A 20,970-nucleotide genomic window follows, 5' to 3' on the forward strand; every position below is an offset into this window, starting at 1 on the left:
CCCAGCGCGCGAACGCATCCGCCCGCAGCCGCACCCGCGCCGCCGCGCCCGCTCCAACGCGGAGTGGCAGCCGGGCGACAGCGACCAGCTCGGGCGCCGCGCCGGCCACGGAGGCGTACACCTGGGCCACGTGGACGGTGTCGCCACCGCTGCGGTGGGAGGCCACGAGGTCGAGCACCGCCTCGCCGTCGTCCACCCCGACCGCGCCGACCTCGCAGGTCGAGGACGCGTAGGCCAACCCGTGTCCGAATGCGAACACACACCCGCGCTCCCTGACGCCGGGTGCCCGGTAGCCGATGCCTCCGTCGGCGTCGTAGTCGAGCGTCATGGACACCACCTCGGGACCGTGGTCGCCACCGGGCAGGTCCTCCCGGGCGCGCGGGAATGTGAGCGGCAACCGGCCGCCCGGCTCGGCCGCGCCGAACAGCATCGCCCCCAGCGCCGCACCGAACCGCTCGCCCGGGTACCAGACCTGCAGCACTGCTCCCACCTCGTCGAGCCAGGGCAGCAGCACCGCCCCGGGCGTGTTCAGCACCACCACGGTTCGCGGGTTGGCCGCGGCAACAGCGTGGACGAGCGCGTCCTGGTCGCCGGGCAGTGCCAGCGTGTCACGGTCCATCCCTTCGCCGGATGCCATGTTCACCAGCACCACCGCCGCGTCGCAGCCGGCCGCGGTGGCCGCCGCGGCGACGAGCAGGTCGTCCGGCTCCTGCCAGCCGAGCCGCACTTCGGGACCGAGCCCCATCGGCGGGATCACGATGGAGGGACCGGGCTCGTAGTCCAGGTCGAGCAGGACCGGCTCGCCCGCCACCAGGTCCACCACCGCCTGCAGCGGGCAGTGCGGCCCCTGGATGAACCGGGCGGCCTCGCGGGAGCCGGTCATCACGGTCCGTCCGTCGATGCGAACGGTGGCCCGCCCGCCGAGGGAGAGGCTTAAGCGATGCCTGCCGGTGCGGCGCGGGGTGAGCCGGGCGGTCCAGCGCCGCGGCCATCGCGCCAGCGGGTGCTCCGGGTCGACGGCATGGTCGATCGCCGCGGCCTCCTCCGTCCAGGCGCCTGCCTCCTCGTCGACGAACTCCACCCGGACGCCCGGACGCGAGCCGTCGGGCAGAGCGAACACCTCCGGAGGGACGAGCGGCAGCGGGACATCCCCTCGACTTCCCTGCGCGACCTCGACGACCCGGCCCCCGGCCGCGGCCCGGATACCCTCCAGTGGGGTGACCAGCCGGCCGGGCCCCGGGTCCACGGCCGCCGACCCGCCGACGACGAAGATCGCGTCCTCGCCGGACGGCCCGATCACGGCGACCGAGCGAACCTCCGGCCCGAGCGGCAGCGTGGCGCGATCGTTCCTGAGCAGCACGGACGCGCCGATCGCGCACCGTTCGGCCAGCCGACGGTGAGTCTTGGGCGAGGGCGGCGGCAGGGACGGACGCGCGGGCGGCGGATCGTCGAGGAGGCCGGAGCCGATCAGTGCACGAACCAGGTTGGCGACCAGGCCGTCCACGACCCCCGGCCCGGCCGCCGCGAGCAGTTGCCGGGTCCGGCCGCCCGGCCCACCCAGTGCGCCGAGGTCGAGCCCTGCGCCGAGTGCTCTTCCGGGGTCGCGCACCGCGAACAGGAAGTCGGGGCAGGAGAAGCCGCGCCAGCCCCAGTCCGTGCGCGGGATCGCCAGGAGGTCGGAATCCTCGGCGGGATAGCTGCCGTTGACGCGGTTGTAGGAGCTCATCAGCGACCACGCTCCGGCCTCGACCGCTGCCCGGAACGGGCGCAGGTAGGCATCGTGCAGGACCGCGGCGGAGACCCGCACGTCGACGGCGTCGCCGCGATCGGTACCCAGCCCGTACCCCGTGCGCCGGTCCTCCCCGTTGTAGGCGACGAAATGCTTCACCTGACAGATGACGTGGCGCGACTGCGCTCCGTGGACGTGCGCGGCCCCGATCAGCCCCGACAGGTGGGGGTCCTCACCGAGGGCCTCCGGGATCCGGCCCGCCCGTGGGTCGCGCGCGAGGTCGAGCGTCGGACCGAGCAGAACGGTGAAGCCGGCAGCCCTGGCCTCGTCGGCGACCGCAGAGCCGTAGTCGGCCGCCAGTTCGGGGTCGAAGGTCGCCGCGAGAGCGATCCCTGCGGGGAACGCGGTGGCGCCGGGCACTCCCCGCAGCCCGGTTCCCGCATCCACGTAGTCGGGGGCGGGGACGCCGCGGGCGACCAGACTGTCGAACTCCCCCAGCGCGATCCCGGACCTGTCCTCCGCCGTCAGGTCGGCGACCAGCGCAGCCACCCTGTCCTCCAGCGGCAGCGACGGATCGAGCCACGTCCGGCCCCGCACCTCACACTCCCCGCTGGGCGTTGAGCGCAGCAAGACTGCCCTCGACCTCGGCGACGACGGCGGGCGAGACCAGGCTGAACGCGCCGAACAGCGGCTGGTTGGGCACCCATGCCATTCGTCTGCGGAAGTCCTCCGCGACGGCGGGATCGATCCGCGTGAACGCGTCGAGGACGGTCCGGTAGGCGGCGGGGTCGTCCATGATCGCGGCCAACGACGTGGAGGTCGTGAGCGCAACCGGGGCGGGCTCAGCGGCAGCGGGCACGGTCCAGGCGTGCGTGCCTGCCATGACGTCGAACTCCTGCCCATCGGGTAGCCGGACGTGCGCGGAGGCGTTCGCCGGCACGGTCGCGGTGATCTCGATCCCGGCCCGGCTGCGGCGCCACTCCACCGCAGCCCGGCCGTAGGGGGTGTCGTGGCTGGTGCGGGCCCAGTCCAGGCCGGGCAGCGGCTGCGGGGCGATCTCGATTCGGTGGTAACCGGGCGCCGCGGGTGCGAGGCCGGCGACGACCCGGTGCAGCCAGTCGGCGACCGCGCCGAGAGCGTAGTGGTTGAAACTGGTCATCTCGCCAGGGTTGATCGATCCGTCCTCGAGCAGCGAGTCCCAGCGTTCCCAGATCGTGGTGGCGCCCATCGTGACCGGGTACAGCCACGACGGGCACTCGGTCTGCTGCAGCATCCGTCCGGCCTCCCTGAGATGGCCGGTGCGGGTGAGCGCGTCGCAGATCAGCGGGGTGCCGACAAAGCCGGTGCTGATCCGGTACCCGTCCCGCCGGGCCAGCCAGGCCAGACGGTCGCCCATCAGCCGGACCAGGTCGCCGCGGGCGATGCCGAACTCGATCGCCAGAGCGTAGGAGGTCTGGGCGTCGGAGAGGATCCGTCCGGCCGGAGTCACATACTCCGCCAGCCACGCCTGCCGTATCACCTCGGCGAGCGCGGCGTAGTGCTCGGCGTCCGCCGTCTCGCCGAGGTCGGCAGCGGCCTGGGCGAGCGTCGACGTCGACCGGTACAGATAGGCGGACGCGACCAGATCGGGATCGGCCTTCGCCTTCCCCGGCAGCTCTGGCGGCGCGTCCGGATCGACCCAGTCGCCGAACTGGAAGCCGCCCTCCCACAGGTGCCGCTCCCCCGCGATCGCAAGCACCTGCTCGACCCACGCCCGCATCGAGGGGTACTGGACCTCCAGGACCCCTGGATCGTCGAAGCGTTGGTAGAGCAGCCAGGGCAGCAGGACGGCGACGTCCCCCCAGGCCGCGGCAGGCACCCGAGCCGAGTCCAGCACGTCGGGAACGATGAACGGGACCCCGCCCGCTGCACTCTGCTCGATGGACACGTCGACCAGCCACGACGCCAGGAAGCCGGCGCAGTCGAACAGGTAGGACGCGGTCGGCCCGAACACCTGGATGTCGCCCGTCCAGCCGAGCCGCTCGTCCCGCTGCGGGCAGTCGGTGGGCAGGTACAGGAAGTTGCCCCGCATGCCCCACACCACGTTCTCGTGCAGCCGGTTGACCAGATCGTCGGAACACGCGAACCAGCCGGTGCGCAGCATGTCCGAACCGACCACCTCCGCCACGACCGCCTCCGGGTCGAAGCCACCTGGCCAGCCGGTCACCTCGGCGTACCGGAAGCCGTGGAACGTGAACGCCGGCGCCCACTCCTCCACCCCGTCCCCGGCGAGGGTGTAGCTGTCGGTCGCCGCCGCCACCCGCAACGGGCGCACGCCCAACTCACCGTTCTGGAGCACCTCGGCATGCCGCAGCCTGACCGTCGTGCCCGCCTCTCCCCGCACCCGGATCCGGAGCCGTCCAACCAGGTTCTGGCCGAAGTCGAGCAGCAGCGTCCCCGACGGCGAGGTCGACACCTCGACCACCCGGACCTGCTCGGTGACCCGCACCTGCGGCCCGGTCCGCGGTCCCGGCACCGGGCCGGCCGGGCGCGCCTTCGCCGCGACCCAGCCATGCCCGGGGAATCCCGCCGACGACCAGCCCGCTGGGATGCGGCCGGCATCGAACGCCTCGCCGGCGTAGATCCCGGCGCTGGTCCACGGCCCGTCGCCGGTCACCTGCCAGCCCGGGCCGGTGGCCAACCACTCGGCACGCCCGTCGGCGTACTCGAGCAGCAGCTGGCCGGCGAAGGAGGGCTGGGTGCCGTAGAACGGCTTGGCCAGACCCTGGAAGCCGAAGCTCTCGGTGTACCAGCCCCCGGACAGCGCGACGCCGATCGCGTTGGCACCGGGGACGAGCAGGGCGGTCACGTCCGTGGTCTCGTGCACCAGCCGGTACTGGTACGGCGTCCAGCCCGGCTTGAGCAGCTGGTCGTCGACGGCGGTGCCGTTCACCTCGGCCTGGTAGACCCCCAACGCGGTCGCGTACCAGGTGGCGCGCTCCAACCCCTCCCCGACGGTGAACTCGGTGCGCAGCAGCGCGGGTTGCGCGGTCCGGACGGGGTCGGGCACCCCGATGAACTCCGCCTGCCACTCCCCCTCGTCGAGGAAGGAAGCGACGACCTCCTGCGGGCTGCTCCACTCCGACCAGCCGTCGACACCGAGCACCCGCACCTGCAGCCGTCCGCGCTGCCGGGCGGCCAGCGGCGCGAACGGCCATTCGACGAACACGGACTCGTCGCCATCCACCTGGTAGTTGGTCACCCGGGTGGCGTCGTCCCAGGCGATCTCCGCGGCGAGCTGCCGCCAGCCAGGAACGTCGCTACCGGTGACCCAGGACAGCCGGGGTGCGGGGACGGGGGTGCGCGAGCCCGCCTGGTACTCGAGCCGGACGGAATCGACAACGGTTGGCATGGAAGGCACTTTCTCGCGGAGGTGGAACGGATCGGGGTGTGGCGGGCTCAGCCCTTGACGGCGCCGGAGGTCATGCCGGCCACGATCTGGCGTTGGAACAGGATGTACATCACAAGCATCGGGATCGTGATCACGAGGATGTTCGCGAACAGCAGGTTGTAGGTCGTGCCCGCCTGCGACATGTAGTTGAACAGGGTGAGCTGGACGGTCGCGTTCTGGTTGCCGGGCAGGAAGTAGAGCGGGTTCTGGAAGTCGTTGAACACGAAGATCGACTGGACGACCACGATGGTGACGATAACCGAGCGCAGTAGCGGGAAGATCACCCGGAAGAACAGCCGCAGGGGCCCGGCGCCATCGACGATCGCGGCCTCGTCGAGCTCGCGCGGAATGGTGGCGATGAACGCTCGCATCGTCAGGACGGTGAACGACAGGCCGAAGGCGACCTCCACCAGGATCAGGCCGGGCAGCGTCCGGAAGAGGTGCAGAGCCTGCATCACCCAGATGGTGGGCACGACCGCGGGCGGGATGATCAGCCCGGCCAGGACCATGCCGTTGATCAGCGGGTTCAGCTTCGACTTCCTGCGATCGAGGACGTAGGCGATCATCGACCCACACACCACCATCAGCGCGACGCTACCGATGGTGAGGATGGTCGAGTTGACGAACGCGATCACGAGCATGTAATCGCGGGCGGCGAAGACCGTCACGATGTTCTCCCACAGCTGGAAGTGCACCGGCCAGGAGAATTGGAGCAGCGAGGCGTCGTTGGCGTCCTTGGCCGCGGTCACGAGGATGAACGCGAAGGGGACCAGGAACAGGGCCGTGGTGAGCAGGATCCCGACAAGGCCGGCCAGCCAGCGGGTCCGGGTGCGGATGGCGTTCACAGGACCGTCTCCTTGGAGTTCAGCCACCGGCTCAGCGGGTAGACGATCGCCGTCACCACGACGAAGAGGATCACGTTGCCGGCGGTGGACAGGCCGTAGAACCCGGCCTGGTACTGCTTGTAGATCACCGAGGCGATCACGTCCGACGCGAAGCCGGGCCCGCCCTGGGTGGTCGTCCAGATCAGGTCGAAGGACCGCAGGCCGCCGATCAGCGAGAGGATGATCACCGTCGAGGTGGCCGGGAAGCTCAGCGGCAGGATGATGTTGCGGAACATCTGCCACGAGCCCGCGCCGTCCACCCTGGCGGCCTCGAAGTACTCGTTGGGGATGGCCGCGATGCCCGCGATGTAGATCAGGGTGGCCAGGCCGATGCCCTTCCACACGTCGATGCCCACCACGCTCAGCAGGGCGATGCTCGGATCGGTCAGCCAGCCGGGGCCGTCGTGGCCGGTGACCGCGGTGATCGCCTGGTTCAGGATCCCGATGAACGGGTCGAGCAGCACCTGGAAGGTGAGGCCGACGCCGACCGCCGACACCAGGACGGGAAAGAACGTCACCGAACGGAGGTACCCGCGGGCGATGATCGGCGCGCTGAGCACGACAGCCAGCAGCATGCCGAGCACGACCTTCGCCCCCGAGGTGAGGAAGCCGTAGACCAGCGTGTTCCGCAGGGAGCCGATCAGGCCGGGCTCGGAGAAGAACAGGACGAAGTTGTCGAACCCGATGAACGTCGACCTGAACAGGGTCCAGCGGGTGAACGCGAAGTAGAAGCTCAGCACGGTCGGGACGACGAACAGCACGACGTAGATGATCCCGCCGGGGAGGTGGAACCAGAGCGGGTACGTCTTGTCGACGTGCTCCGCGGAGGCCCGCGGAGGCCTGGCGAGCTCGACCGGCCGGCCGTCGCGCGACGAGGTGATGGAAGTCATGGTGTGTCCTGGCTCAGGTTGGCGCCGCGGAGCGGCGGGTACGACCTCCACCGGAACGGTGGGGATCAGGAGGGGTGGCCGGAGGGGCAGGGCCCGGCTCCAGCCCTCGGCACGGGCGCGATGCCCGTGCCGGCGGCTGTGGCGATAGGTTCAGTGCGGGGAGTGGGGGCCGGGCTCCATCCGGCCCCCACGAACCGTCTGGTTCACCAGCCCTGGAGACCCAGTTGCTGGGCCTGCTTCTTCACGTCCTCGTCGTAGCGGGCGGCGCCGTCGGCGGCCGAGGTGATCCCGGAACCCACCTCGACGGTGATCTTCTCCAGGTTCGGCCCCTTCAGCGGGGACAGGAACTCCAGCGCGGGGCTCACCTTGCCCTCGTCGAAGTACTTCTGGAGGTCGCTCACCGCCGCCGGCAGCCCCTCAGGCAACGTGCAGCCCTTCACCATGTACGGACCGGACGGGGTCACGGCCTTGGTCTGCACGTCGCAGGCCTCGGGCGTCGCGACGAACTCGAGGAACTTCTTGGCCGCGGCCTGCTTCTCCGCACTGATGCTGGTGGGGATGTACAGGCCCCCGGGCGACCAGGAGGTCAGCCCGTTCGTCGCCGCGTCGTCCCCCGGCTGGGCGAAGAAGCCGATGTCCTCGGCGGCGGTGTCGGACATGGCCGTGTACGTGCCGATCACGAAACTCAGCATCGGGTACTGCGCTCCGGTGCCCTTCACCAGCTTCTGCAGACCCTGGGAGTTCTTCGCCGAGGCGAAGTCCTTGTTCAGGTAGCCGGCCTTGTACACGTCCTCCAGTCGCTGGAAGCCCTTCAGCGCCGGATCGACCGCGTACTTCGCGCTGGGGTCGTTGGCGGTGTACTTGGCCGCCCAGTCGGCGGCAGCGGCGGTGACGTTGCGGAAGTCGGCCAGCACGAACAGCTGGGACGTCCAGGTGTCGCCATAGGTCTGGATGACCGGATCGATTCCTGCGGCCTTGATCTTGGCGTTGTTCGCCATGAACTCCGCCCAGGTCTTCGGCACGGACAGGCCGAGCTTGGCGAAGACCTTCTTGTTGTACAGGATTCCCCCGCCGGTGGCCTGGCCGAGGGGGACGCCGTACACCTGCCCGTCAGTGGTGACCGAGGTCTTGAACGAGTCGTCGATGTTCGCCATGAAGGCCTCGTCGGTCAGGGGGACGATGTTCCTCACCGGGTCGAGGGCGGCGAGCAGCGAGCCGGAGTTGTACTGGAAGACCTCGTCCATGTCGCCGGTGGACAGCCGCGTCTTGACGACGTTGTCGCCGTCGGTGCCCTGCGGGCGGCTCTCCAGCTTCACCGTGACGCCGGTGTTCTTGGCGTTGAAGGCGTCGATCAGCGCCTGCAACGGCTTGGTGGTCTGGTCGGAGTTGTCGGCCAGCACCGTGATGGTCACCGGTGCTGCGCTCGAGGTCGACCCACTGCCGGTGCTGCTGCCCAGCGATCCCGGCGCGCACGCCGTGAGGCTGAGGCCGCCGGCCACCAGGCCGGCGACGAGGGCCACGCGGGCCCGCTTTCGGAATGACACTTCTTTGTACCTCCTGGTTGGTCTGACGGCCCGACACGGGCCGCCCTTCGGTGTTGTCTTGCCCCCTACGACCTCGGTGCGGTCGTCGAGTTGCGGGCCATCAGTCGGGGCTGGATCACCTCGTGGACGGCGTCGGTGCGGCCGGCGATGCGTTCGAGCAGCAGCCGGACGACGATCTCGCCCATCTGCGTGCCGGACTGGTTGATGCTCGACATGGAGACCAGCGGGTGCGCGGCGATGTCGGTGTCGTCGTAGCCGATCACCGACACCTGCGCCGTGCTCAGGCCGAGTTCGGCGACAGCCTGCAGGACGCCGAGGGCGAGCTCGTCGTGGCCGGCGAAGATCGCGGTCGGCCGGTCCGGCCCGGAGAGCACGGCCAGCGCGGCCTCGCGCGAGGCCATCTCGTTGGGGTCGACGAGGGCGACCGTCGGCTCCAGACCGAGTTCGGCCATCGCCCGCCGGTAGCCGTCGGTCCTGACGATGTGCGGCGCCGAGGGCAGGTTGTGCTCGGCCTCCGGGGTGATGGTCAGATGGACGATCCTGCGGTGACCGAGGTCGTACAGATGCCGGACGGCGATCCGGGCACCCTCGATGTCGTCGTCCACCACCGTGTCGTAGTGCACGGACCGGTCGTGGCGGCCGAGCATCACCAGCGGCGTGGTCCGGGCTAGCCGCTCCAGCCATTCCGGCTCCACCGCCGGCGAGATCGCCAGGATGCCGTCAACCTGGCGGTCGGCGAGTGCCTCGATGGCCTGCGGTCCGCCGTCGTGGTTGGGCCCGGCGGGGGCGATGATCAGCTGGTACGGCGTCCCCACCAGCGCGGCGGTGGCGCCGGTGATGATCTTGGTGAAGAAGTGGTTCCTGACGGTCGGGATCTCGATCCCGAGCGTGTAGGACGAGCCCCGCATCGCCCTGGCGGAGGCCCTCGGCCGATAGCCGAGGTCGTCGATGGCGGCCTGAACCCTGGTGCGCATCTCCGGGCTGACGCCGTAGGCGTTGCGGATCACCTTGGAGACGGCGGCGCGGGAGACGCCCGCCGCCGAGGCGACGTCCTCGATGGTGATCGAGTTCTTCGACTGGATCGTCATTGACCTCTCCCCGCTGATGTGTAGACCGTTCTACACTCGCCACACAGAGCACATTACGCATCGCGTAGAGCGATCTACAAGGGGGTCGGCGCGCCGACTTTCGTAACGATTCAATAACGCCGCTCGATCGGGACCCGCGGTCGTGGGCGGTGCGGGCGCCGATGCCCGCGCCGTTGTCCACACCGACTCCTGCGCGGTGAGACCGTCCACCCTGCCCGGGGGCGGCCTCACACCGTCGCGGTCAGGGCGTCAGGCCGTGGGCGAGAACCGCGTCGAGCACCGCGACCTCGCCGGAGATCGCGAGGCTCGGGTCGGTGGGCGCGAGGCGTCCCCAGGCCAGCAGTGCGAGGCTGCGGACGGGACCCGCCACGACGATCTCCGGGGCAGCAGGAGATCCGCGGAGCACGTGCTCGGCGGCCGCGTCGGTGGCCAGGAGCCGCACCCGCGCCGGTGGCGCGGGAACCCGGCCCAGCCGCAGCTGGCGGGGGTGCATGACCGTGACCACCTCGTCCAGGCAGTCCGCCCAGGCGTGGGGACCCGGCTCGAACGGCAGGCCGGCCGCGGTGCGCAGGTCCCACAGGTGCACGAGCGTCTCCAGCGCCTGGCGGCGGTGCCAGAAGCGCACGGTACCGGTGCGTTGGCCAGCGGGAAGCCCGTCGTCGAGGAGGGTGTCGGCACGCGCATCCGGGTCGAGGGAGGAGAGCACGTCCCACAACTCCGCGGCGCACGCGGTGTAGGTGCCGACGAGGTCGGCGTCGGGGGTGAAGAGCGGCCCCGGCCTGCGGGCCGCCTTCGCGGCCGCCCACTGGTGGATCTCCGCGAGGTGCAGGACGAGGTCGCGTACCGTCCAGGCTCCGCACCACGGTACGGGCGTGGCCGGATCGACGAGCGGAATCGAGCGGCCGAACTGTTCCTGGAGATCGCGCAGGGCCTCGAGATGGCGGGACACGTCCGCCATCGTAGGGAACCCGCCCGCGCCGGCCGCGGGTTCGTCCACCGTGCCCGGTGGACGAACCCACGGCCCCCACTGTGTCAGCCGGGAATGACGTCGCCCGACGGCCAGGTGGTCGTGATGAAGTCCTTGACCTCCTGGGAGTGCAGCAGCTCCTCGAGCGTGGCCACACCGGGGTTGGTGTTGTCGGTGCGCCACACCAGCAGGTTGGCGTAGGGGTTGTCCTGCACCTTCTCCACCGCGAGGGCGTCCTTCGTGCTCAGCCCTGCGGTCAGGATGAAGTTGCCGTTGACGAAGGCGAGGTCGATCTTGGGGTCGCTGAGCTGCTGGACGATCACCTCGGGCTGGTTCTCGATGAAGGTGAACCCGTGCGGGTTCTGCGCCTTGGTCAGGTTCAGGACGGTGGAGTCGTCGCTGATCCCGTTCAGCAGCCCGTTGTCCTCCAGCACCCGCAGGCCGCGGATCTGGTTGGACGCGTCGTTGGTGATCGCGATGCTGGCCCCGTCCGGCACCTCAGAGAGCGCCTTGTACTTGTCGGAGAACAGCGCGTACGGCTCGATGTGCACGCCCGCGCCGTGCTCGAACGCGTAGCCCTTCTCCTTGATCTGGGCCTCCAGGTAGGGCAGGTGCTGGAAGTAGTTCGCGTCCAGTTCGCCGGAGGCCAAGGCCTCGTTCGGCTGCACGTAGTCGTCGAACTCGACGATCTTCAGCGTGATGCCGGCCTTCGCCGCGAGGTTCTGCTGGATGTACTCGAGGATCTTGGCGTGCGGCACCGGGCTCGCGCCGACCGTCACCGTGGTGAGCGCCGCGGCGGAGGAGGCTTCCTGGCCGGGAGTCGCGGCCGTTGTCGTGCTGGAGCACGCCGTCAACGCCATGACGGCCGCAGCCGCGACGGCGACGGACAGGTGCGTGCGTAGTGATCCCATGGAAGGCTCCTTCTGGTCGTGGCCCTGGGTCGGGGCCGTGGTTTCCCGGCCTCGCGGCCGGACCGGCGGGGTTGCGCCGGGAATCGTGGGGTTCAGCGGTGGTCGACCCGCCGAACCAGGGCGTCGCCGGCCAGCTGGACGAGCTGGACGAGCACGACGAGGATCACCAGCACGACGGCCATCACCTCGGGCTGGAAGCGCTGGTAGCCGTAGTTGTAGGCGAGCCGGCCCAGACCCCCGCCGCCGATCAGTCCGGCCATCGCCGAGTAGCCGATCAGCGCGACGACCGTGGTGGTGACGTTCGCCACCAGGGACGGCAGAGCCTCGGGCAGCAGCACCTTGGCGACCGTCTGCAGCCGGGTCGAGCCCATCGCGTGGGCCGCGTCCACCTTGCCGGGGTGCACCTCGCGCAGCGACGCCTCGACCAGGCGGGCGAAGAAGGGGACGCTGGCGATCGTCAGCGACACCGCGGCGGCGATCGGGCCGATCGAGGTTCCGACCACGAGTCGGGTGAACGGGATCAGCGCGACCATCAGGATGGCGTACGGCACCGACCGGGTGATGTTCACCACGACTCCGCCGAGCACGAGGTTCAGCACCCGGCTGTGCGCGAGCCCTCCGGGCTGGGTGACGAACAGCACGACGCCCAGCGGCAGTCCCACCCCAACGGTGGCGATCCCTGCGATGCCGACCATCTGGACGGTCTCGAGGAACGCGGGCCACAGCGCTGTCGTGATCGCGGGGTTCTGCAGCAGCGAGGTCAGCCAGTCCCCCATCACGCCACCTCCTCCGGCGTGCTGAGGGAGGCTCGGACACCACGTCCGCGCAGGTGCGCGACGACCTCCTGCGCCCGGAGCGGTGGCCGGACCAGCACGCGCCACCGTGCGAAGGTGGTTCCGCCGAGCCGCTCGACCGTGGCCGCGACGACGGCGAACTCGGCGCCGAAGTGACCGGACGCCTCGGTGAGCGCGGTGAGCCGGTGGTCGGCGGCGACGTCGAGGACCTCGATGGTCGTGCCGGCACCGGGTTCGGGACGAGGCGTCGGCGGTAGCCCGATCAGGGTCTCGCTGAGCCGGCTGCCGAACGCGCCGACGACCTCGGTGAGCGGGCCGGACTCGACCACGCGGCCGTCCTCGAGCAGGGACACCGAGTCGCAGATCCGTTTGACCACGTGCATCTCGTGGGTGATCACCAGGACGGCCAGGCCGAGCCGGGCCTTCAGCGTGCCGATCAGGTCGAGGATCTCGTCGGTGGTGGTCGGGTCGAGCGCGCTGGTCGGCTCGTCGCACAGCAGCACGTCCGGCTCGGTGGCCAGAGCCCTGGCGATACCGACGCGCTGCCGCTGGCCGCCCGAGAGTTGCGCGGGATGGGCGCCGGCCGCGTCGGCGAGACCGACCAGCCCGAGCAGCTCCCCGGCCCTGGCCGTGCGCTCCGCGCGTCCGATCCCGGCGAGTTCCAGGGGGTAGGCCACGTTGCCCTCGACCGTCCGTGCGTCGAAGAGGTTGGCCTGCTGGAACACCAGGCCGAGCCGGCGGCGGGCGCGGCGCAGCTCGTCCGAACGCACGGCGGTGAGGTCGACCCCGTTGATCTCGACCGTGCCCTGCGTGGGCCGGTCCAGCAGCGCGAGGCAGCGCACGAGCGTCGACTTGCCCGCTCCGGACTGGCCGATCACCCCGTGCACGGCATTGTCGGGGACGGCGAGGGTGACCCCGTCCAGGGCCTTCACCTCGCGGTGGGCCTGGCGGTAGACCTTCTTCAGGTCGGTGACAGCGATCACGACGGACTTCTCCTGGTTCGGGCCGGACGCGCGCGAATCGCTGCGACGGCACAGGTGGGTGAGGCCGGAACCGGTCAGCACGCGGCGGAACGCCCGAGGGCGTCCGGGAGAGAACGAGGATCAGGTCGACGACGGACCGATCCAGACGTGCTGCCGGGTCAGAATCAGCGACAACACATTCGCGCGCACATCATGGCCGGCGTCAGGAGACGCAGGCTGACAGGACGGCGCACGGCGTGGAACACGCCTGCCACGGTAGCGATCGCCGGCGCCGACGACAACTCGGGGTGGACCACCACGCAGCGGGAAGAAAGACGGACACCCGTTCGTTTCCTCCACGAGGGCCGGCAGCCGTCCCGCGTCCGTCCGACCATCCGAAAGGGCTCTCGTGTCCGACCACAGACTGCGCGCCTACGAGTCGATCCTCGACCTCCTCCCGAGCGCCGACAACCCGACGCCGATCGTCCGGCTCCACCGGGTGGTCGGGTTCGCACACGCCCGGGTGTACGCCAAGCTCGAGTGGTACAACCCCTTCGGAGCCGTGAAGGACCGGGTCGCAGCCCGTCTCGTCCGGGACGCGGAGGACCGCGGCGAGCACCTGGAGAACCTCGTCGAGCCCACCTCCGGCAACACCGGGATCGGGCTCGCGATGGTGGCGAACGCCCGCGGGTACGGCTTCTCGGCCACCCTGTCGACGGCGATCCCGCTGGAGAAGCGGACGGCGCTGCGCCTGCTCGGTACCGACCTGGTCGAGCTCGACGACGACCTGTGCCCGATGCCGGGCCAGCCGGAGGGCGCGATGGCGAGGGCGGAGGAGCTCGGCAGCCGGCCCGGCTGGACCGAACTCAACCAGTACGCGAACCCGGCCAACCCGGAGGCGCACTACCGCACCACCGGTCCGGAGATCTGGCGCCAGACCGGGGGCTCGATCACCCACTTCGTCGCCTCGCTGGGCACCTGCGGCACCATCACCGGTACCGGGAGGTTCCTGAAGGAGCAGAACCCGGACATCCGGGTGGTCGGCGTGCATCCCACGCAGGGTCATGACATCCCCGGAGTCCGCAGTCGCCGCGCCCTGGCGCTCACCGACTTCTTCGTCCCCGACGAGTACGACGCGATCCTCGAGGTCACCGACGAGGAGGCGTACGGGCTGTGCCGCCGACTGCACGTCGAGGAGAGTCTGATCGCCGGGCCGAGCTGCGGGCTCGCGCTCGCCGGCGCCCTCAGGGCGGTGCCCGACGAGCCCGGAGTGGTGGCCGTGGTGATGTTCCCGGACAACGCCTGGAAGTACCTGTCGTCGTTCCGCCGTCACCTGCCCGACCTGTTTCCTGCCGAGGACGCCGAGCCGGCCGTGCCGGCCAACCCGTTCGCCGAGCACCTGGAGGCGGCGTTCACGCTCGCGCGGACCGGGCCGGACCGCGTCGACGTGGCAGAGGCCGCCCGGCTGCTCGACGCCGGCGTCACGCTGGTCGACGTCCGAAACCCCGAGGAGGTCGCCCGCGCCCAGGTGGCCGCAGCCGTGAAGCTCCCGCTGCCGGACCTGTCGGCCGGCAGCCTGGCTGGGCTCCCGGGAGACCACGACGCCCCGATCCTGACGATCTGCGCGGCCGGCACCCGCTCGCTCTACGCTCTGTTGCTGCTGAAGGCGCAGGGCTACTCCAACGTGAGGAGCGTCGACGGCGGCATGGGCGCCTGGGTCGAGGCGGGCCTGCCGACAGGCTGAGCCGCCGGGCAACCGGCCCTGCGGGGATGCTCGTCCTCGCTGGCGAACGGCACCGCAGAGGGTCCCGCCGGCACGAGCCGGCGTGACCCTCCGGGCTTTCAGTCGAGCAGGTCGGCGTACAGCGGCGTCGACAGGTAGCGCTCGCCCCAGTCGGGGGTGATCACGACGATGGTCTTGCCCGCGTTCGCCGGGTCGGCGGCGAGGTCGGCGGCAGCCCGAAGCGCGGCGCCGGAGGAGATGCCCAGCAGCAGGCCCTCCTCCTTGGCGACCCGGCGCGCCCACTCCAGGGCGTCGTCGGAGGTCACCTTGATGATGCCGTCGAAGGCCTCCCGGTCGAGGATGGACGGAACGAAGCCCGGGCTGATGCCCTGGATCTTGTGCGGGCCCTTGGGCTCGCCGGACAGCACCGCCGACTCCGCCGACTCCACGGCGTAGAGCTGCACGCTCGGCTTGCGCTCCTTCAGGACCTGGCCGACGCCGGTGATGGTGCCGCCGGTGCCGACACCCGACACCACGATGTCGACCGCACCGTCGGTGTCGTTCCAGATCTCCTCTGCGGTGGTGCGCCGGTGGACGTCGACGTTGGCCTGGTTGTCGAACTGGTGGGCGACGATCGCTCCGGGTGTGTTGGCCGCGATCTCCTCGGCCTTGCGGTTGGCGCCGGGGACGCCATCGGCAGCGGGAGTCAGGACGAGCTCGGCCCCGAAGGCCCGCAGGACCGCCCGGCGCTCCTTGGAGAACGTCTCGGGGAGGGTGATGATCACCTTGTAGCCGCGGGCCGCCCCGACCCACGCCAGCGCGATGCCGGTGTTGCCGGACGTGCCCTCGACGATGGTGCCGCCCGGCTGCAGCGAGCCGTCGGCCTCGGCCGCGTCGATGATCGAGACGCCGATCCGGTCCTTCACCGAGTTGGCCGGGTTGTAGTACTCCAGCTTCGCCAGCACCGTGGCCGGGCTGTCCCCGTAGAGCCGGTTGATCTTCACCAGCGGGGTGCGGCCGATCAGTTCGGTCGCATCCTTGTAGTACACCATGGGTTCTTTCCTCTTTCTTCTGGTCAGGCTTCTTCTTGGTCGGTCTCGTGGTCAGGCCGCGGCGCGGCCGGACACCCCCTCGAGGGCGGTCAGGACATCCGCCTTGCGGGCGGCCCCGACGATCCGGTGCCGGACGACGCCCTCGGCATCGAGCAGCAGGACGGTCGGCGTGCGGGTGATGCCGAACTCCTCGACGAGGTCGAGGCGGGTCTCGGCGTCGACGTCGACGTGGGCGACCCCGGGGTCGGCGCCGGCGACATCGGCGAGCAGCCGGTGGGTCGCGCGACAGGGCGCACACACGGCGGAGGAGAACTGGACGAAGGTCGCCTCCGGGCCCAGGTCCCGGCCGAGGCGCCGCGCGTCGAGCCGGGGCGCCGACGACGGCGCGACCGCGCGGGCACGCCCATCGGTCAGCCTCCGGTAGCCGCCGAAGGCGAGGGCGAGCGCCACGGCGGCGACGACGATCCACAGCCCGGTCATCGCCGGGCTCAGTTCGCCGCAGCGGCGTGGGAACCGCCGAGAACCCGCCTGCCGAGGAGGTACAGCTCGCAGCCGAGGCAGAAGTCGAACACGGCGTTCAGCAGCGCGGCGACGAGGGCGAACGCCACCGCGATGGAGAACAGGACCGGCAGGACCAACAGCCAGCCGGCCAGCCCGGCGAGGGCGAACACCAGGCCGACGGTCTGGGCGAACCGGGGCGGACGCGCGTCCTCGAGTTCGGCCGGAGGGCCGAGCCGGGGCCGCACGAACCGGCGGTACAGGATGCCCCAGGGCTGCGCCTTGAGCCCCAGCAGGGATCCGGCGGCGAAGGCGACAGTCTGGATCAGGAGCAGCACCAGCCCGGCGACCGAGGTCGGGCCGAGGATCAGGACGAGGGCAAGCAGCACAGCGGTGATTCCCGCGCCGAAGCGCGGGCTGCGGGGATCGACCTGGTCTGGGGCGGGTGCGAATGTGGATGACATGAAAGGTCCTCGGAAGTGTCGGGAGGGGCGTGGGCCCTGACAGCACATCCCGCGGCAGACCGTCGGGTTCAGGTGGTGACCGCCGTGGCTCTCCGGCGACGGAAGCGGTCAGGATGTGTTGTCGGGCAGATCAGCAACAGCGACAACAGCTGCACATGCGCACCACAGCCACGCGAGCGGCAACCGGTGCGGTGAACATGTTGAAAAGGGTAGCACCTCCGCGCCGCGGGCGACCACGGGCCGGATCCGCCGTCTCACCGCCCGGGCGCCGGCAGTGCCTGAACCCGTCCGGCCCGGGTGCCGTCGCCGTCCGGACGTCACCGTCCTTCGCGCGCCGCTGGCAGCCAGACCCGCATCGTGCACAGGCCCGCGTTCCCCCAGTCGTGGTACGGGATCAGGACGAGGTCGCCGACCGTGGCCGGGCGTGCCGCATCCTCGGTGGTGACGTAGGGCCAGGCGGCCTCGACCTGGGCGGGCCAGTCGGCCGCCACGCGGATGCCGGCATCCACCGGTTCGGGCGTGCGGTCGGTACGCACGACCACCCCGGCGAGATCGGGTGCGCCCGCGACGCCGGCCGCGCTCTGCGCGCAGTAGACCACCGGCCCGCGCCGGACGGCGACGCAGCCGCGGATCGCGTCGATCCGGGGGTCGGGGCGGACGAAGACGGCAGCCATCGGCAGGTCCAGCCGGAGTTCCTCGCCCACCGCGAAGTCACCGCAGATGCGGATGGTGCCCTCTCCCGACGGCCCCGTCCGCTCACCGCCGTCGACCCGCGTCAGGGTCGCCCCGCTCGCCCATCCTGGTACGCGCAGGGTCAGCGTCCACGGCCGCCCCGCCGCCTCCTCGACGACGATCCGCACCACCCCACTGGACGGGTAGTCGGTCTCCAGCCGCACCCCGATCGGCGCGCCGTCGGGAAGCGTGGTCCGGATGGTGGCGGGCGCGAACTGGTGCACCTGCAGGCCGTCGGCGTCGGTCGTCGCCACGAGGCCGGCGACACTGGCCAGCGTGCGCGCGATGTTGGGCGGACAGCAGGAGACCTCGAACCAGGGTGCCCGCAGGCTCGAGAACGCCCGCGGCGAGGCAGTCTCCGGATCGGGCGCGACACCGGGGTCCCTGCGGTGCAGCGTGTTCGTGTAGAAGAAGCGGTCGCCGCCGGGCGACACCGCCGTCGCGACCACGTTGTACAGCACCCGCTCGATCTGGTCGGCGTAGCCGGGGCCGCCGGTGGCCAGCAGCAGTCGCCAGCTGAACATGGTCGATCCGATCGAGGCACAGGTCTCGACGTACGCCCGGTCCGACGGCAGCTCCCAGTCCTCGCCGAAGCCCTCGTCCTGGTAGTGGGAGCCCTGGCCACCGGTCAGGTAGGTGCGTCGCGCCAGGGTGCGGGACCACTGCCGCCGCAGCGCAGCCAGCAGGTCCTCGTCTCCGGTCTCGACCGCCACGTCCACCGCGCCGGCGGAGAGGTAGTTCGCCCGGACGGCGTGGCCGCGAAGCACATCGGCCTCCCGGACCGGGACGTCGTCCTGGTAGTACGCCCGACCCCACTCGTGGTCGGGCAGGGCGCCATGGCCGCGGCGCTCGATGAACAGCCGAGCCTGGTCGACGTAGCGCGGGTCGCCGGTCAGCCGGCCCAGCTCGACCAGGCCGACCTCGACCTCGGGGTGACCGCACACCGCGGCGAGCCCGCCCTCGCCGAAGACCCCGCAGACCAGGTCGGCCGCGCGGACGGCGATGCCGAGCAGCCCGTCGTCGGCGCCCGGCGCGGTGCGTCCGCGTGCCACCGCGGCCTGGAACAGGTGGCCGAGGCAGTACAGCTCGTGGCCCATCGCCAGGTCGGACCACCGCGCGCCCTGCCCCGGACGCCCGAAGTTGGTGTTCAGGTAGCCGTCGGGCTCCTGGGCGGCCGCGACCCGCGCCACGGTCGCGCGGAACCTCGCCTCCAGCGCCGCGTCCTGCCCGTTCCCGAGCTGCCAGGACACCGCCTCGAGGTACTTGTAGACCTCGGAGTCGGAGAACTCCCGGCCGCGCCGCCCCTGCGGCAGCCCACCCCGCGCGGCCAGGTCGAAGTTCCCGAGCCAGCCCTCCCGCTCCAGCCACGCGAAGATGTGTGGCAACGTCGCCGAGGCATTCGTCCGTTGGCGCTCCGCCCAGAATCCCCCGGTGATCCGCACCTCGTCGATGCCGAGCGGATGCAGTCGTCCCGTGCGGGGCTGGACGGGCGCGGCGGGAACGCGGGTGATCGGCATGTTCAGCCCTTCAGCGCGCCGGACATGAACCCGCGCACGTAGTGTCGTTGGAGGAGGAGGAAGAGGATGCAGCAGGGCACGGCGAGGATGACCACGCCGGCCTCGGTGGCGCCGTAGTCGATGATTCCCTGCACCTGCACGCGGAGGTTGGAGACCGCCAGCGGCAGGGTCATCCGGTTGGTGTCGTTGATCAGGATCAGCGGCGCCATGAAGTCGTTCCACGCGGCGAGGAAGGCGAACAACCCGACCGTGATCAGGCCGGGCTTGACGGCCGGGAGCAGCACCCGTCCCAGCACGGAGGCGGAGGAGCAGCCGTCGACCAGGGCCGCCTCGTCCAGCTCCTTCGGGACGGCCTCGAACGAGATCCGCATCATGAACACCGAGAACGGCAGCTGGAACATGGTCAGTACCAGGGCGACCCCGACCAGCGAGTTCTGCAGGCCGACGCGGGTGAGCAGGACGTAGAGCGGAATCAGCAGGGTGGCGTAGGGCACCATCAGGATGGCCAGCGTCCCCATGAACAGCAGGTTCCTGCCCGGGAAGGCGAACCGCGCGAACGCGTAGCCCGACAGCGTGGAGACCACCAGGGTCAGCACCACCGTGAGCAGCGCCACGACGGCCGAGTTGAACAGGTACACCCAGATACCGGCCTGGTAGTTGGCCAGCGTCACGTAATTCGCGAAGCCGAAGCCCTCGGCCTGGGCGGTGCCGGGCCGCGGCGAGACCGACGAGACCGCGGTCCACACCAGCGGGAACAGGAACAGGATGGCCATCCCACCGGTGAGGACGTAGGAGGGCGTGCGCAGGGCGATGCCGGCGAGCGAGGTCGCAGGATGGCGGCGGGACCGGGCCGACGCGGGTGTGGTCATGGTGTTCACTCGTCCCCACTGGTGTTGAAGGCGCGCAGCTGCACGACGTTGATGGCAACGAGCGCGAGCAGCACGATCACAGAGAGCGCGCCGGCGACGCCGAGGTCATTCATGCCCTGGAAGGCCATCGAGTAGATCAGCTCGACGACGGTGATCGTCGAGTTGTCGGGGCCGCCCTTGGTCAGGATGTAGAACTGCTCGAAGGCCAGCAGCGAACCGGTCACGCACATCACCGTGGTCAGCGCGAGGGTGGGCCGCAGCAGCGGGATCGTGATGAACCGGAACACCTGCCAGCGGGACGCGCCGTCCACGCGCGCGGACTCGAAGACGTCCATCGGGATGCCCTGCAGCCCGACCAGCATCAGCAGCATGTAGAAGCCGGCGAACCGCCACACGATCAGGAACGTCGTCGACAGCAGCGCGGCGTTGGGGGTGCCGAGGAAGGTGAAGCCGGTGCGCTGCATGAGGTCGGCGAACGGACCCGCGATCGGCGAGTAGAGCACGTAGAACAGCAGGGACGCGGAGGCCAGCCCGAGGGCGCTGGGCAGCAGGAACGACGTGCGCAGGAAACCCTTCCAGCGGCTGGTCTCCTGGACCAGCAGACCGAGCCCGAGCCCGATGCCGATCAGCAGGACGGTGGCCAGCACCGTGTATTTCAGGGTGAACACCACCGAGTCGGCGAAGAGCCGATGACTGACCGCTCTGACGTAGTTGGACGGGAAGTTCCAGCCCTGGTTGCCGGCCAGCAGCGGCCACTTGGAGGCCGACATCTGCACGACGAGCAGCAGCGGCAGGACGAACAGGCCGATCAGGAAGACCGCATTGGGCAGCGCGTACAGGCCACCCGCCCACGGGTGTCGCCGGCGCCGGCGCGGGCCTGCGGCCGCGCCCGTCCGGTTGGCGCGCACGAGCGCCG

Annotated in this window: 17 protein-coding genes; 1 reads left to right on the forward strand and 16 read right to left on the reverse strand. The window is 70.8% G+C overall.

All coding sequences use genetic code 11. The features are described from left to right. From QM633_RS01200 to QM633_RS01245, 10 genes are all read right to left on the reverse strand, one after another. Positions 1 to 2,326: glycoside hydrolase family 3 protein (locus tag QM633_RS01200; RefSeq protein ID WP_415151891.1), on the reverse strand; the 2,326-nt coding region annotated here is incomplete at its 3' end. A 1-nt stretch (position 2,327) separates the two neighbouring features. After that, positions 2,328 to 5,120 (reverse strand): family 78 glycoside hydrolase catalytic domain, encoded by a 2,793-nt coding sequence (locus QM633_RS01205; protein ID WP_415151892.1) that lies wholly within the window; start codon positions 5,118 to 5,120, stop codon positions 2,328 to 2,330. Positions 5,121 to 5,167: 47 nt separating this feature from the next. After that, complete coding sequence (locus QM633_RS01210) at positions 5,168 to 6,004, reverse strand: carbohydrate ABC transporter permease (RefSeq protein ID WP_415151893.1); 837 nt, start codon at positions 6,002 to 6,004, stop codon at positions 5,168 to 5,170. Continuing rightward, on the reverse strand, positions 6,001 to 6,933 hold the full coding sequence (locus tag QM633_RS01215) for a carbohydrate ABC transporter permease (RefSeq protein ID WP_415151894.1): 933 nt from the start codon (positions 6,931 to 6,933) through the stop codon (positions 6,001 to 6,003). The genes QM633_RS01210 and QM633_RS01215 overlap by 4 nt, the downstream gene beginning before the upstream one ends. Before the next feature lie 203 nt (positions 6,934 to 7,136). After that, on the reverse strand, positions 7,137 to 8,477 hold the full coding sequence (locus QM633_RS01220; protein WP_415151895.1) for an ABC transporter substrate-binding protein: 1,341 nt from the start codon (positions 8,475 to 8,477) through the stop codon (positions 7,137 to 7,139). Between the two features lie 65 nt (positions 8,478 to 8,542). Next, positions 8,543 to 9,565, reverse strand: a complete 1,023-nt coding sequence (locus tag QM633_RS01225; RefSeq protein WP_415151896.1) for a LacI family DNA-binding transcriptional regulator — start codon at positions 9,563 to 9,565, stop codon at positions 8,543 to 8,545. A gap of 241 nt (positions 9,566 to 9,806) precedes the next feature. Next, on the reverse strand, positions 9,807 to 10,514 hold the full coding sequence (locus QM633_RS01230) for a maleylpyruvate isomerase family mycothiol-dependent enzyme (protein ID WP_415151897.1): 708 nt from the start codon (positions 10,512 to 10,514) through the stop codon (positions 9,807 to 9,809). 83 nt (positions 10,515 to 10,597) lie between these two features. Further along, positions 10,598 to 11,443, reverse strand: a complete 846-nt coding sequence (locus QM633_RS01235; protein WP_415151898.1) for a MetQ/NlpA family ABC transporter substrate-binding protein — start codon at positions 11,441 to 11,443, stop codon at positions 10,598 to 10,600. Between the two features lie 92 nt (positions 11,444 to 11,535). Further along, complete coding sequence (locus tag QM633_RS01240; RefSeq protein ID WP_415151899.1) at positions 11,536 to 12,219, reverse strand: methionine ABC transporter permease; 684 nt, start codon at positions 12,217 to 12,219, stop codon at positions 11,536 to 11,538. Next, the gene (locus QM633_RS01245) at positions 12,219 to 13,220 is read right to left on the reverse strand and encodes a methionine ABC transporter ATP-binding protein (protein WP_415151900.1); all 1,002 of its coding nucleotides are present in this window, start codon (positions 13,218 to 13,220) and stop codon (positions 12,219 to 12,221) included. The genes QM633_RS01240 and QM633_RS01245 overlap by 1 nt, the downstream gene beginning before the upstream one ends. Positions 13,221 to 13,608: 388 nt before the next feature. Between QM633_RS01245 and QM633_RS01250 the strand changes: the two genes are divergently transcribed. Then, a complete protein-coding gene (locus QM633_RS01250; RefSeq protein ID WP_415151901.1) occupies positions 13,609 to 14,943 on the forward strand; it encodes a pyridoxal-phosphate dependent enzyme in 1,335 nt (444 codons plus the stop codon). Positions 14,944 to 15,041: 98 nt separating this feature from the next. On the opposite strand, the gene cysK is transcribed toward QM633_RS01250, so the two are convergent. The 6 genes from cysK to QM633_RS01280 all read right to left on the reverse strand — a co-directional run. Further along, entirely contained in the window at positions 15,042 to 15,974 is a 933-nt protein-coding gene (gene cysK / locus QM633_RS01255) for a cysteine synthase A (protein ID WP_415151902.1), read from the reverse strand. Between the two features lie 51 nt (positions 15,975 to 16,025). After that, a complete protein-coding gene (locus QM633_RS01260; RefSeq protein ID WP_415151903.1) occupies positions 16,026 to 16,454 on the reverse strand; it encodes a thioredoxin family protein in 429 nt (142 codons plus the stop codon). A gap of 8 nt (positions 16,455 to 16,462) precedes the next feature. Next, positions 16,463 to 16,936 carry a DUF4395 domain-containing protein gene (locus QM633_RS01265; protein WP_415151904.1) on the reverse strand — a complete coding sequence of 158 codons (474 nt, stop codon included), beginning with the start codon at positions 16,934 to 16,936 and terminating at the stop codon, positions 16,463 to 16,465. 317 nt (positions 16,937 to 17,253) lie between these two features. After that, positions 17,254 to 19,185 (reverse strand): glycoside hydrolase family 127 protein, encoded by a 1,932-nt coding sequence (locus tag QM633_RS01270; RefSeq protein WP_415151905.1) that lies wholly within the window; start codon positions 19,183 to 19,185, stop codon positions 17,254 to 17,256. Between the two features lie 2 nt (positions 19,186 to 19,187). Further along, on the reverse strand, positions 19,188 to 20,054 hold the full coding sequence (locus QM633_RS01275; RefSeq protein ID WP_415151906.1) for a carbohydrate ABC transporter permease: 867 nt from the start codon (positions 20,052 to 20,054) through the stop codon (positions 19,188 to 19,190). A gap of 5 nt (positions 20,055 to 20,059) precedes the next feature. Further along, on the reverse strand, positions 20,060 to 20,970 hold a 911-nt coding region (locus QM633_RS01280), incomplete at its 5' end, for a carbohydrate ABC transporter permease (RefSeq protein WP_415151907.1).

It is taken from the genome of Propionicimonas sp. (assembly GCF_047606205.1).
GTDB lineage: Bacteria > Actinomycetota > Actinomycetes > Propionibacteriales > Propionibacteriaceae > Propionicimonas.

Excerpts from the sequence above, each read along its gene's own strand:
- QM633_RS01275 (WP_415151906.1), bottom strand. The coding sequence starts at position 20,054 with ATGACCACACCCGCGTCGGCCCGGTCCCGCCGCCATCCTGCGACCTCG.
- QM633_RS01240 (WP_415151899.1), bottom strand. The coding sequence starts at position 12,219 with ATGGGGGACTGGCTGACCTCGCTGCTGCAGAACCCCGCGATCACGACA.
- QM633_RS01215 (WP_415151894.1), bottom strand. The coding sequence starts at position 6,933 with ATGACTTCCATCACCTCGTCGCGCGACGGCCGGCCGGTCGAGCTCGCC.
- QM633_RS01265 (WP_415151904.1), bottom strand. The coding sequence starts at position 16,936 with ATGTCATCCACATTCGCACCCGCCCCAGACCAGGTCGATCCCCGCAGC.
- QM633_RS01225 (WP_415151896.1), bottom strand. The coding sequence starts at position 9,565 with ATGACGATCCAGTCGAAGAACTCGATCACCATCGAGGACGTCGCCTCG.
- QM633_RS01205 (WP_415151892.1), bottom strand. The coding sequence starts at position 5,120 with ATGCCAACCGTTGTCGATTCCGTCCGGCTCGAGTACCAGGCGGGCTCG.
- QM633_RS01235 (WP_415151898.1), bottom strand. The coding sequence starts at position 11,443 with ATGGGATCACTACGCACGCACCTGTCCGTCGCCGTCGCGGCTGCGGCC.
- QM633_RS01260 (WP_415151903.1), bottom strand. The coding sequence starts at position 16,454 with ATGACCGGGCTGTGGATCGTCGTCGCCGCCGTGGCGCTCGCCCTCGCC.
- QM633_RS01270 (WP_415151905.1), bottom strand. The coding sequence starts at position 19,185 with ATGCCGATCACCCGCGTTCCCGCCGCGCCCGTCCAGCCCCGCACGGGA.
- cysK (WP_415151902.1), bottom strand. The coding sequence starts at position 15,974 with ATGGTGTACTACAAGGATGCGACCGAACTGATCGGCCGCACCCCGCTG.